The following is a 12,864-nucleotide window of genomic DNA, read 5'->3' on the forward strand; positions in this document are numbered from 1 at the left end:
AAAAGGCCGGCACCTTTCCAAGACAAGGAAACCGGCCTCGGGCCATTACGGCTCAAACCTGAGGAACCCTCAAACAATTACCGACCCACGCACCTAGCGGTGAGGCCATTTTTCCTCCTTGCTTGAATGGGGTGGCCTGGTCCTGACCGGGACTATAGGCGCCGTTCGCAGGGCGACTGTTGCCCGCCGTCGTTCACCTGGGTCGCCTCCTGAGGGAGAAGCGCCCGACGGCGGTGGCCGGGCGGGGTGCCTTGCGCTAGGCCCGGCGATCCAGCGTCAAAGTGGCCAGAACCGCGAGAACAACGACCACGAAGTAGATCAGTTCCGCGCGGTCGGCACCGGCGCCGGTGAAGCCGAAGGAACCCGTCGTGAAGGTGCCCTGGCTGTTGTGGAACAGAAGCGTCAGCAGGACGCTGCCGCCTGTGCGGTTGAAAAGCCAGACGTAGAGGAAGGTGATGGCGAACGTCGTCGGCAGGCCGATCAGGCTTAGCCCGCCAAAGAGGACCAGCGGCAGGTGCCACAGAGCTACGAGGACGCCGAGAATGGCTGCGGACAGCAGCGGGGGACAGGACACCTGAAGCAGCGGGAGGGCGTAGCCGCGGAACCCGGGTTCTTCGCCCAGTGGTCCGTCCAGCGGATTGACCAGCCGGACGGCGAAGACAGTAAGCAGCCCGCTCCACGTCAGCTGTGCGAGGCCCGGAGCGGAGGCCCCGACTGCCATGGTGATGAGCCCCGCGACCAGGACAAGGACGGCGGGCAGGAGAAGCGCGACGGCGTACCAGATCCACCCGACGCGCCACCGGATGAGTCGCCGTCCCCAAGCACTGAAGCCAGGGAGGCCCTCGGCCAGGGCGATGACGATAACGGCCGCAGCAAGCGGGCCACGATGCCCAGGAAATCGCGTAGGTCAGGACAAAGAATGCCAAAAGCCTGTGGTGTTTTAGCCAGCCCGTGGAACGGCGCATGATGGCTCCAAACGGTCGCTGCAAGGTGCTCCAGTTGTCCGCCCCTGCCCGCGTGCGCGCCAGTGCTGGACGCTGGCCTTGACGGCGTTCCCGCAGTCCAGAGCCGGCGCTAAACTCCGACGGCGGGGCGGCCCAGGGTGCGCCCCTCGCGCAGGACCAGGACCCGGCGGAAGTCGTGGTCCACCACCACGACGTCGGCCCGCAGCCCCGCTCGGAGGCTTCCGATTTCCTGCTCCTGGCCAATGATGGCCGCCGGAACCGCGGTGGCTGAAAGGACGGCTGCGGCTGGCTCCACACCGGAGTTAATGGTCCGCCGCACCACGTCCAGCATTGTGGCCGTCCCGCCGGCGAGGGTGCCGTTGCTGAGCCGGGCCACAGCACCGCTGACAGAGACGGCGGCGGGACCCAGCTCGTAGTCGCCGTCCGGCAGTCCGGTGGCGGCCATGGAGTCGGTCACCAGGACCACGTTTTCTGCACCCACCAGCTCGAAGACCATCCGGACCGTTTCGGGGTCCAGGTGCGCGCCGTCGGCGATGAGTTCCACGGCAATCGTTCCGGCCCCGGCCAGCCGGAGGCACGCGGCGACGGGTCCGGGGCTGCGGTGATGCAGCGGCGGCATGCCGTTAAAGAGGTGTGTGACGGTGGGGCGCGATACGGTATCCAGGCCGGAGGCCGCCAGCAGCTCCGCCGCCGCGGTGAGGGAGGCCGCCGTCGTCCGCGCGTCCGCGTCAGTGTGGCCCAATGACGGCGTGACGCCGTGCTCGGCGAGGGTATGCACCACGGCGTCGGCGCCGGGAAGTTCGGGCGCGTAGGTCATGGTCCGCAGGTGGCCGCCGGCCGCGGCCAGCAGCTCGCCCAGCATGGGGAGGTCCGGCTCGCGCAGGTACCGCGGATCCTGCGCGCCGCAGCGCGCGTGGGACAGGAACGGGCCCTCGGAGTGGATGCCCGCGATGAGTCCTTCGTCGGCGAGCTGCCGCAGGGTTGCCAGGCCGTGCATCAGGTCCTCGCGGGACGCCGTGACCATGCTTGCCAGCAGTGTGGTGGTGCCGCTGCGGTGCAGGAAGTCCACGGCGGTCCTGGCAGCCTCCTTATCACCGCTGGGGAAGTCGCCGCCCACGGCCCCATGGCAGTGCAGGTCCACGAGGCCGGGCAGAATCATGCTTCCCGGTGGCAGTTCGAGTTCTTCAAGGCCGGTGAGCGCCGCCTTAGCCAGACCAGCGCGGGGCCCCACATACGCGATGCGGCCGTCCGCGACGGCCACCACGGCGTCGTCCTGGACCGAACCGTCGGTCAGGACTGTGCCGGCCAGCAGGTAGTTCCCGGACCCGGCGGCGGTGTGCTGTGTTTTTTCCGGCTGTGCTCGTTCCGGCGGCGGAGTCACTTCAGGGCCTCGGCGAACCAGCCGGTGATGGTGGCCGGGTGCGTGATCGCGGTACCGACGACGACGGCGAACGCGCCGGCGTCGAGGCACTGCCGGGCCTGGGCGGGGGAGTGGAGGCGGCCTTCGGCGATTAGCGGCACGCCGAAGCCGGCGGCCGCGATCTGCTCCAGCAGTTCCAGGTCGGGGCCGTGCGTCTTGGGGCGCTCGCCGGAGTAGCCGGACAGCGTGGTGCCGATCAGGTCGGCTCCGGCCTCGACAGCCGCGGCAGCGTCGTCGAACGAGCCGCAGTCCGCCATCACCAAGGCGTGGGAATCCTGGTGGATGCCCGCCACCATCTGGGCCAGGGTCAGGCCGTCCGGTCGCTCCCGGCGCGTGCCGTCGATCGCCACCACGTGGGCGCCCGCGTTGGCCACAGCCAAAGCGTGGCGGAGTGTGGGAGTGATGAAGACGCCGTCGTGCCCGTCCTTCCAGAGCCCGATCACCGGAACCTCAACGGCTGCACGCGTGAACTGAACATCGGCCAGGCCCTGGACACGGACAGCAGCGGCGCCGCCGATCACCGCGGAGGCGGCCATCTGCGCCGTGGTGCGCGGGTCCCGCAGGGGCTCGCCCGGAGACGCCTGGCAGGACACGATGAGTTGCCCGCGCAGGGCTTCGAGGGCTTCGGGGGTCAGAATCACGGTCGGTTCCTCTGGAAGGTTGGCGGAGCGGGCTGAAGATCGGGGTGGGGCGCGGTGGTCAGGCGAGGTGCTTGGGACGACGGTGTCAGGACGGAGTGGTGAGGACCAGGCGCGCGGCGCCCACCATTGCTGCTGCGTTGCCGAGTTTAGCGGGCAGGACGGGGAGGCCGAGCAGTGCCGGCAGGAGTTCGGCGCGCAGGGCGCGCTCCATGGGGCGCCACCAGGGGGCTCCGGCGTCGGAGAGCCCGCCGGAAACCACCACCACTTCGGGGTCCAGGATGTTGGCGAGTCCGCCCACGGCCTGGCCGGCCGCGGCGGCGCCCATGCTCACGGCTTTGATGGCTATGGCATCGCTGGCGCCGGCGAGGGCAAAGACGCCGCGGGCGTCCAGCACCGGCTGGTTGCCGCCCAGACGCACGTACGCCTCGCGGATGGCGGGTCCGGAGGCTATCGCCTCAACGTGCCCGGCCCCGCCGCAGACACAGGGGACAGCCTGGCCCTCGTGGAACGCATATGGGGAGGCGAAGTGGCCCACGTGGCCGCCCGCGTAGCGGTGTCCCAGGACCGGGTGCCCGGTCAGGACAAAACTGCCGCCGACGCCGGTGCCGAAGGCCACCAGGAGCGAACTTGCAGTCCCTGCGGCGGAACCCGTCCACGACTCACCCAGGGCGTGCGCGTGGACATCGTTCACCGCCCGCACAGCCGCCGGCGCCAGGCCCAGCCGGCGGGCCAACCCTGCGGTCAGCTCCGTCCCGGCCCACCCGAGGATGGCATCGGTAGCGGACACCACAACACCGTGAGCGGCGTCGATGACCCCTGCCGAGCCAACCCCGACCCCCACCACGTCCAGGCCCTCTGCTTGAGCCCGGGACATGAGGGAAGAAACCAGTGCCGCAGTAGCGTCCAGGATCGCGTCGCCACCATCCCGGTTCAGGGTAGGAATGGTCTCCGAAAACAAGACCTCCCCGTCCCCGGAAACAACCCCGGCAGCAGTCTTAGTACCCCCAAGGTCAACACCGATCGCGTACTGCATTTCTGTCCTTCTGTCCTGTCAGTTTCGTTGTGGCCGGGTCGGTGCCAGTCCGCGGCCTTGCCGGCGCTTAGACGCCTCCCGGCGTCGTCTTCCGGTCGCGGGGCGACCTGCAGACGACTCTGGTCGGCGATGCGCGCCTACGCAAGACCCCGGCCCGGCACCTAAGTGCCTCGCCCGGCAGCGATGACTAGACCAGGCCGTTGCGTTCGAGGATGACCTTGATCGCGGCGGTCTCGTCCTCGTCCAGGGAGAGCATGGGGGCGCTCATGACGTTCGTCTTGATGATGCCCATGAGCTGCAGGGCGGTCTTGAAGGCGCCCAGGCCCGCGGCGTTGCCGGACATGCGGCCGGCCTTGGGGGTGTAGACGATCTCGAAGACGTCAGCCAAGCGGTCCTGCTCGGCTGCGGCCTGGGCCCAGTCGCCGGCCTGTGCGGCGTCGAACAGGCGGCGGTAGCCGGCCGGGTCAACGTTGCCGAGGCCCGGAACAACACCCTGGGCGCCGCCCAGGAGGGCGCCGTCCACAACCACTTCGTGGCCGGTGAAGATGTCGAAGTTGGGGATGTCCTTGGCGGCCAGCAGCAGCTGGCGGAACGAGACGTCGTCGCCGGAGGAGTCCTTCACCCCGGCAATGACGCCCTCGCGGCCCAGCTCGACCAGAAGGTCTGTGGGCAGCTTGAAGTGGGTGCGCACCGGCACGTCGTAGGCGAAGACGGGAACGTCGACGGCGGCGGCGATGGAGCGGAAATGCGTGCCGTTCTCCTGGGCGTTGGAGATGGCGTAGTACAGGCTGGTGGCCACGATCGAGTCGGCACCCAGCGCGATGACGCGCTTGGCTTCTTCGATGACGCGGTTGGTGGTCTGCTCTACAGCGCCCACGATCACCGGCACCTGGCCCGCGTTCACGCCTGCCACGGTCTGCACGACAAGGTCGCGCTCGGTGTTGGTCATATGGGTGACCTCGCCGGAGGAACCCAGCACGAACAGGCCGCTGACGCCGCCGTCGAGCAGGTGCTTGGTGACGTTTTCCAGCGACGGTACGTCGATGGCGCCATCGACGGTGCGGGGGGTTACGACGGGCGGAATGACGCCCTGGAAACGGGAAGCGACGGTGGTCACAGTGTTCTCCAAATATTGATGGTTAGACGAAAATTTGAGGTGGGAAAGCTAGATGTGGAGCAGGCTCGGGGCGGCGCCCAGGAGCTTCTTGGTGTAGTCGTTGGTGGGGCTGTCGAAGACCTGGGTGGCGGTGCCCTGCTCGACGATCTTGCCGAAGTACATAACGCAGATGCGGTCCGAGACGTAGCGGACCGTCTGGATGTCATGCGAGATGAACACCATGCCGAGGTTCAGCTGGGTCTTCAGGTCCGAGAGCAGGTTCAGCACCTGGGCGCGGACGGAGACGTCCAGGGCCGACGTCGGCTCGTCTGCCACGATGATGTCCGGGTCCAGTGCCAGTGCGCGGGCGATTGCCACACGCTGGCGCTGGCCGCCGGAAACCTGCGACGGCGTGACCTCGGCCGCGGACTGCGGCAGGCCCACCAGGGCCAGGAGTTCCTTGACCTTTGCCGCGCGCGTTGCTGCGGTGCCGATGCCGTGGATCTGGAGGGGGTCCGTGAGGATGTCCTGGACGGTCATGCGCGGGTTCAGCGCCGTGGCCGGGTCCTGGAAGACCACGGACACGGACCGGCCGAATTCCTTGCGCATGGCGGCGTTCCGCTTGATGGCGGGCTTGCCGTGGAACAGCACCTCGCCCGACGTCGGCGTCTGCAGTCCCACGAGCACGGACGCGAGCGTGGACTTGCCGCAGCCGGACTCACCCACGATGCCCACGGTTTCGCCGCGGCTGATGCTGAAGTCGACGCCGTCGACCGCCTTGACGATGTTCGGGCGGAAGAGCCCGCCGCCACGTGCGTGGTGGTAGACCTTGACGTCCTTGAGCTCGATGACCGGCTTTGAGTCTTGCTGCATTGACTGACTCATTTTGCATCCTCCTTCAGGTGGCTCGCCCAGTAGTGGTCAGCGTCCCCGCCATTGGCGGCTCCCACTGACGTCAGGACCAGCTGCTGGTTGGGGTCGGCGTCGGACCGCAGTGAACGCGGGGCGAAGCGGTCGCCCGGGGCGAAGTCGCGCGGGGACGGGACGGTGCCGGGGATCTGGTGCAGGCGCACGGCGTCGGCCTCGATGGAGAGGACAGCGCCGAGCAGGCCGCGGGTGTACTCGTGCTTGGGGTTCTGCAGCAGCTCCGAAGCCTGCGCGGATTCCACCACCTGGCCGGCGTACATCACCGTGATGCGGTGGGCCAGGGAGGCCACCAGGGCGAGGTCGTGGCTGACGAAGACCATGGCGAAGCCGAGCTGTTCGCGCAGCTCGTTGAGCAGGTCCACTACCTGCTTCTGGACGGTGACGTCCAGGGCGGTGGTGGGCTCATCGGCAACCACGATCTTCGGCGAACGGGACAGGGCCATGGCGATCAGGACGCGCTGGCGCTGGCCGCCGGAGAGCTCGTGCGGGTAGCTGGCGAGCGTCCGGACGGGATCAAGCTTGACCAGTTCCAGCAGCTCGGTGGGGGTCTTGCGGCCGCCGCGCTTGGTCAGCTGCTCCATCTGGTCCTTGATCTTCATGGACGGGTTCAGGGAGCTCAGGGCGTCCTGGTAGACCATGGCGATCTGCTCGCCGCGCAGGCCTTCGTAGGCTTTGATGCTGCTGTGGCTGGTGGCCGGATCCAGCAGTTCCTTGCCGTCGAACTTGATGGAACCGGTGACCTGCGCGGTTTTGGGCAGCAGGCCCATGACCGCGAGGGACGTGATGGACTTGCCGCAGCCGGATTCGCCCACCAGGCCCATGGTTTCGCCTTCGCGGACCGTGAAGGAGACGTTGTCCACAATCGCGGTGTCGCCGAAGCGGCCCGGGAAGCGGATGGACAGGTTCCTGACCTCCAGGACGTTGCGGGCGCCGGCCGGTACCTGGGGGAGGCGGTCGGTGCGCGTGGCCTCGATGGCGGAGAGCAGTTCCAGTTCCTTGTCCAGCAGCAGGTGCGGGTTCGCCGCGGCCAGCTTCGGATCGGAGAGGATGGCTGCCTCGTTGTAGTGCTCCTCGGTGAGGACGTCGCCGTAGGCGGCGCGCACGCCGTCGAGCTCGTGCTCTTCCACCACTGACGGCTGGGCCACGGAGGTCCCGATCTGGGTGTCGACGCCGGCACCCACCGCTGCGCCGGCAACGACAGCTGCCGAGCCGTCGTCGTCCTTTACTACAGGTGCCTTGCGCAGTTTCGGGTTCACCATGGCGTCGGTGAGGCCCTCGGCGAGGATGTTCAGGGACAGCACGGTGAGCAGGATGGTCACACCGGCGAAGGTGGTGGCCCACCAGCCGCCGGACAGGACCAGGTTGCGGCCGTAGGAGATCACGTTGCCCCACGACGGGGCGGGGTCCTGGACGCCGGCGCCGAGGAAGGACAGCGAGGCTTCGAGGATGATGGCGTCAGCCACCATGACCGTGGCGAACACCAGCACGGGGGCGGCGGTGTTGCGGACGATGTGCTTGAGCAGGATGTAGAAGCGGCCTGCGCCGATCACACGCTCAGCGCGGACGTAGTCTTCGCCGTACTGGGAGAGCACGTTGGCGCGGACCACGCGGGCCAGTTGCGGGGTGTAGATGATGGCGATCGCGATGATGATGGTGGGAACCGAGTTGCCGAACGCGGCCAGCAGCACTGCGGCCAGGGCGATGCCCGGGAACGCCATCAGGATGTCCATGAGGCGCATGATCAGTTCGTTGACGGCCTTGCTGGACGTCGCGGCGAAGGAGCCCAGCAGGGCGCCTACCAGGATGGCCAGGATCACGGCGCCGAGGCCGATCATCAGCGAGGACTGGGCGCCGAAGAGCAGTCGGGAGAAGATGTCGCGGCCCAGCCGGTCCGTGCCGAAGAAGTGCTCGGCGCCCGGCGGGGTGGCGGGGATGAAGGTCTCCAGCGGATCGTGCGGCGCGATGACCGGCGCGAACACGGCGGAGAGGACGATCATGATGAGGAAGAGGAGGGCGATGCGGGAGCCCCAAGGCAGGGCCTTGAAACGGATGCCCGGGGCACTCAGCCGTTCAGCAAGCTTGCTACGCATGAGCTATACCGTCCTGATTCGGGGGTTGATGAGCAGGTACAGGAGGTCCACCACGATGTTCACCAGAACGAAGGTGACGGAGATGGTGAGCACCACGCCCTGGACCAGGTTGACGTCCAGATTGGTGATGCCGTTGAGGATCAGCTGGCCCATGCCGGGCAGGGCGAAGATCATTTCAATCACGACGGCGCCGCCGAGCAGGTAGCCCACGCGGAGTCCCAGCACGGTCACCGGAGTCACCAGCGCGTTGCGCAGGACGTTCTTGGAGACCACTTCGCGGTAGGGGACACCGTTGCCGATGGCGGTGCGGACGTAGTCGCGGTCCAGCTCCTCCACCATCGAGGTGCGGACCACGCGGATCAGCGAGGCGGAGACAGGGATGCCGAGGGCCAGGGCCGGGAGGGCCATCGAGTTGAGCCAGCCGCCGAAGCCGGATTCCGGCGTCGCGATTCCCCCGGAGGGGAACAGGGGGCTGGCGCCGAGGGCGAACCACTGGATCAGGAGGATGCCCAGCCAGAACGACGGCGTGGCGATCGCGGCGATCGAGAAAACGCGGACCAGCTGGTCCTGCCATTTGTCGCGGTAGAGGGCGCCGAGGATGCCGAAGGTCAGCGACAGGACCACGGCGACGATCACGCCGAGGAAGGTCAGCTGCAGCGTCAGGGGGAACGCGGAGCCGATCATGGAGGCCACCGACTTCGCCGGCGGGGTGGTGACGCCGAGGTCCAGCTGCAGGAGCTTGCCGAGGAAGCTGAAGTACTGGATGACCAGCGGATCGTTCAGGCCGTTTTCCTGGCGGTACTGCTGCTTCGCTTCTTCGCTGGCGCCGTCGCCGAGGGCGGAGCTTGCCTGGTCGCCGGGAGCGGCCTGCAGGACTAGGAAGACGAGCAGGGTGATGCCCAGGATCATCAATGGCAGTGCTGCGAGTCTGCGGCCAAGCAGACGCAATATCGTGACCAATTTGTTCTCCGGTTTGTTTGGTTGTGCCGCGGGGGGAGCGTCACGGGGTGGTGCTTCTCAGCCCAGAGGGGCCATGGCCAGCGGGCCACAGCCCCTCTGCTGCGTCGAGTTGGTGATGCCGTTTCCAGGGAAGTCCCGGGTGATGCGCTGGTTCTCAGCGCAGCTTAGGCGGTGCGGCCGACGTCGATGAACGACATGCCGGTGGTGGGCAGCGGCTTGAAGCCGTTGAGCTTCTTGTCGTCCCAGGCGGAGGGCAGCTGGCGGTGGAAGATCGGGTACAGGGGAACTTCGTCGGAGACGAGGTCCACGATTTCGCCGGTGATCTTCTTGGCGTCTTCCTTGGCGGACTGGGAGCCCTTGTTCATGAGTTCCTGCAGCTTGGCGCGTTCCGGTGCGGTCCAGTAGGCGCGCTTTTCCATCCAGGTGGCGCCCGAGTAGAACCAGCTCAGGAGCAGGTCCGCGTCGTTGCCGAAGACGGAGGGGTCGCCCGGGGCTGCGACCACGGTGTAGTCGCCCTTGCCGACGCGGTCGGCGTACAAGGCGCCGGACTGGATGCTCTTGACGGAGACCTTCACGCCCGGGATCTTGTTCCAGGATTCGAGGATCAGCGGGGCAACGTCCTTGACCCAGGCGGTGTCCGTGGTGAGCAGTTCGAATTCAAGGCTCGTGACGCCGGCCTGCTTCAGGAGGTCCGCGGCCTTTGCGGCGTCGTAGCCGTAGACGTTCTTGGCCTTGACGTAGTCCGGGTGGCCTTCCTGGAAGTAGGAGCTGGCGGCCTTGGCGTTGCCGAACAGGGCCTTCTTGATGATGGCTTCCTTGTCCAGGCCGTAGTGCAGGGCCTGGCGGACCAGCTTGTTGTTAAACGGCGCCTTGGCGCAGTTGAACATCAGGAACATCAGGCCGAAGGACTGGACTGATTCAACCTTGACCTTGGACTTGAGGCCGTCGATGTCCAGGTAGGGGACGTCCTCGATGGCCTGGACACGGCCGGACTGGACGGCGGTGACGCGGGCTGCGGCGTCGGAGAGCAGGAGCCAGGTCATGCCCTTGGCCAGTGCCGGCTTGGGGCCGTTGTAGTCTGCGAACGCTTCGAAGACGATCTTGTCGTCCTTGGCGGCGGAGATGAGCTTGTAGGGGCCGGTGCCGACGGGCTTGGCGTCGAAGGCCTTGAGGTCCGTGGCCAAGGCCTTGGGGACAACCTTGACCACGGAAATGCGCGGTCCGAAGCCGGGGAAGGCGTACTTGAGGGTGAACTCGACCGTCTTGGCGTCAATGGGCTTGACTTCCTTGATGAACGGGATGAACTGCGAGAAGAGGGACTTGTTCGCCGGGTCCATCACGCGGGTGAAGGAGAAGGCCACGTCTTCGGTGGTGACCGGGGTGCCGTCGTGGAACTTGGCGCCCTCGCGGATGGTCACCTGGTAGGTAGTGTCATTGACCTTCTTGGGGTCCGAGGCCGCCAGCGCGTTGTACGGCACGCGGGTGGCCGGGTGCAGCTCGATGAGGCCTTCGAAGATGTGCAGGTTGGCGGCCATCGGGGTGGCGCCTGAGGAGCTCAGCGGATCGAAGCCGGTGGAGAGGGCGTAGGAGATGCCCGCTTCGATGGTGAGGTCCTTGTTGACTGCCGCAGCGCTTGCCGAGCTGCCGGTGGTGGTAGCTGCCGGGCTGCCGCACGCGGCGACAGAGGCGGTGAATGCTGCAGCGGCGCCCATGGCACCGGTGAGCTTGAGGAAGTTCCGGCGGCTGGCGTCATTGACCAGCGGCAGGTTCTTGGTGATGTTGTTCATGAGGGCCTCGCCATTCCAGAAGGTTTATCGGATGTAGGACGTCCGAGCTCGTATGTCGACTGTAAGCGTCATCACAGGTTCACGTCAAGCGCCACTCTTGCAACGCTCTCTCACTTTCTGTGGGTTTTCGGCGAACGCTCTCTCACCCGGGCGCGCTGACGTCGCCGGAGACAGTGTCAAACCTGAAAGCACGACGGCGGCGCTCGGCAGTGCCGCAGCGCTCGCCGGTCATTTCAAATGCCACCTCGTAGGCCACCTCGGCGTAGCCGCGCGCCACATCGGCGGCGGTGACGGTGTAGCCGGGAGTGAAGTAGAGGGCTTCTTCCCCGGGGCCAAGATCCGCGACGGGGAAGGCGTCCGAGCCGGGACCGGACAGCTGGACCGAGGTTGCCGGCAGGGGGCCGTCATTGCGTGCCCGGCCCGTGAAGGCCAGGATGTCCCCGGCCTTGTAGCCGGGAATGGTGGGTCCGTAATTCAGGTCCTGCGCCTCCCGCGTGCCGATGACCTGTGCAGCTTCGGCCGAGTAGCCCTGGCCGATTTCCTTCCAGGTGTGCACGCCCCAGTCCCCACTGCCGGACTTCATGACGTGGAACTCGCCGGCGTTTTGCCAGGCCTTCGGGCGGCCGGGCGTGATGGAGCGCAGAACCATGTCGAATACAAGACCCGCGCCGGGCACGCGGGCTTCGCCGGCGGACTCAGGCGGGATAATCCCGGCGGCGCTCCCAGTGGCGGCGGGACGGGCGGTGAGCTGTTCGGTGAGTTGCTCCGCGGGCACGGAAACGAACACGATTTCCCGGTAGCCCTGGCGCTCGTAGAGGATGCCGATGTTGCCGTCGGGGAGCCGGGCGGCCGTCGAATATGCCGAGCTGCCCGGGCAGAGGACTATCTTCGCGGGCCAGCTGAGGCCGTTGTCTGTGGACAGGCTGATCGCCGTGTTCCGCCGCAGGGCCGTGTCCTGGTTGTTGGTGGCCAGAAGCCATGAGCCGGTGGACTCGTCGGCGAGGGAGGTCACGGACGGCAGGCCGTCGAAGCGGACCAGCGAGCCGTTGTCACCCGGGTCCGGGAGGTCCGCGACAGGTCGCAGTGCGTTCCAGGTGGCCCCGCCGTCGTCCGATATTGCGGCAAGGCGGCGCGGCGTGCCGCGGCTGTGCAGCAGGAGACGGCCATCCTGGAGGGCGGCAACCTTGTTTTCGTTGGGGGCGTGACCGTGCGTCCGGGCGCCGATGAGCTCCCCGAGGGTCCAGGTGTCGCCGTGGTCGTCACTGTACGCCGAGGCGGCCATGATCTCGCCGCCAGCCAGGACCACAAACTGCTGCACCAGCCGGCCGCGGTAAAGGCCGGCGTGGATCTGGATGCCCTGCCCGGCCGCGGCGAAGATTCCGGTGATGTCCGGCTCGCCCGTACTTGGCCCACGCGTGTGAACCGGCGGGCGGAGCTTGAGCTGGGCGGTGATCCTGCGGTGCTGCCAGGTCAGGCCGTCGTCGTCCGAGTAGCTGAGGTCGCAGTGCTGGACGTTGTCATCGGGTTCCAGCCCGGCCGCGGCTTCAAAGAATCCGGCGCGCGTTCCGGCGGCGTGGAACATCAGGATCCGGTCGGTCTCCACGTCCACCAGGAGGCTCGGATCGCCGTAGCCGTTGAGGCCGCTGCCCGTCCTTACTACCTGCTGCGCGCCCCACGTCCGGCCGTTGTCCGTGCTGCGGCGGAGCAGGAGGTCGATCGGGTTGGGCAGGTCATCAAGGTTAGGGCGGCCGTCGTAAGCGGCCAGCAGGGTGCCCCGGCGCGAGACGGCGAGGGCGGGGATCCTGTATTGCCGGTAGCCGCCAGTGCCGCGGACCGCGAGGACGTGTTCGACGTCGGGCATGGCAGCCGCCGTTGGCTGAAGGACATGGGATGTCATATCTCCATGGTAGGGGACACGTAACACGCGTGTGTAGGCGGGCGCATG

General features: G+C 67.4%; 10 protein-coding genes. All 10 read right to left on the reverse strand.

The window, feature by feature from the left end; translation table 11 throughout:
- Nucleotides 1-256: 256 nt before the first annotated feature.
- Complete coding sequence (locus tag NG696_RS08045) at nucleotides 257-721, reverse strand: CPBP family intramembrane glutamic endopeptidase (RefSeq protein ID WP_252567898.1); 465 nt, start codon at nucleotides 719-721, stop codon at nucleotides 257-259.
- A gap of 353 nt (nucleotides 722-1,074) precedes the next feature.
- On the reverse strand, nucleotides 1,075-2,346 hold the full coding sequence (gene nagA, locus NG696_RS08050) for an N-acetylglucosamine-6-phosphate deacetylase (RefSeq protein WP_252575089.1): 1,272 nt from the start codon (nucleotides 2,344-2,346) through the stop codon (nucleotides 1,075-1,077).
- Nucleotides 2,343-3,026 (reverse strand): N-acetylmannosamine-6-phosphate 2-epimerase, encoded by a 684-nt coding sequence (locus NG696_RS08055; protein ID WP_252575091.1) that lies wholly within the window; start codon nucleotides 3,024-3,026, stop codon nucleotides 2,343-2,345. Before NG696_RS08055 ends, nagA begins: the two co-directional genes overlap by 4 nt.
- Before the next feature lie 85 nt (nucleotides 3,027-3,111).
- On the reverse strand, nucleotides 3,112-4,059 hold the full coding sequence (locus NG696_RS08060; protein ID WP_252575093.1) for an ROK family protein: 948 nt from the start codon (nucleotides 4,057-4,059) through the stop codon (nucleotides 3,112-3,114).
- Between the two features lie 187 nt (nucleotides 4,060-4,246).
- Nucleotides 4,247-5,188, reverse strand: a complete 942-nt coding sequence (locus NG696_RS08065; protein WP_252575095.1) for a dihydrodipicolinate synthase family protein — start codon at nucleotides 5,186-5,188, stop codon at nucleotides 4,247-4,249.
- A 36-nt stretch (nucleotides 5,189-5,224) separates the two neighbouring features.
- Nucleotides 5,225-6,040: an ATP-binding cassette domain-containing protein gene (locus NG696_RS08070; protein ID WP_252575097.1), complete on the reverse strand. Its 816-nt coding sequence runs from the start codon at nucleotides 6,038-6,040 to the stop codon at nucleotides 5,225-5,227.
- The gene (locus tag NG696_RS08075; RefSeq protein ID WP_252575099.1) at nucleotides 6,037-8,172 is read right to left on the reverse strand and encodes a dipeptide/oligopeptide/nickel ABC transporter permease/ATP-binding protein; all 2,136 of its coding nucleotides are present in this window, start codon (nucleotides 8,170-8,172) and stop codon (nucleotides 6,037-6,039) included. The genes NG696_RS08070 and NG696_RS08075 overlap by 4 nt, the downstream gene beginning before the upstream one ends.
- A 3-nt stretch (nucleotides 8,173-8,175) precedes the next feature.
- On the reverse strand, nucleotides 8,176-9,132 hold the full coding sequence (locus tag NG696_RS08080) for an ABC transporter permease (protein ID WP_256472038.1): 957 nt from the start codon (nucleotides 9,130-9,132) through the stop codon (nucleotides 8,176-8,178).
- Between the two features lie 164 nt (nucleotides 9,133-9,296).
- A complete protein-coding gene (locus NG696_RS08085; protein WP_252575101.1) occupies nucleotides 9,297-10,919 on the reverse strand; it encodes an ABC transporter substrate-binding protein in 1,623 nt (540 codons plus the stop codon).
- A gap of 142 nt (nucleotides 10,920-11,061) precedes the next feature.
- Complete coding sequence (locus tag NG696_RS08090) at nucleotides 11,062-12,816, reverse strand: sialidase family protein (RefSeq protein WP_252575103.1); 1,755 nt, start codon at nucleotides 12,814-12,816, stop codon at nucleotides 11,062-11,064.
- Nucleotides 12,817-12,864 lie beyond the last annotated feature (48 nt).

This window comes from Pseudarthrobacter cellobiosi, from assembly GCF_023913755.1.
Classification (GTDB): domain Bacteria; phylum Actinomycetota; class Actinomycetes; order Actinomycetales; family Micrococcaceae; genus Arthrobacter; species Arthrobacter cellobiosi.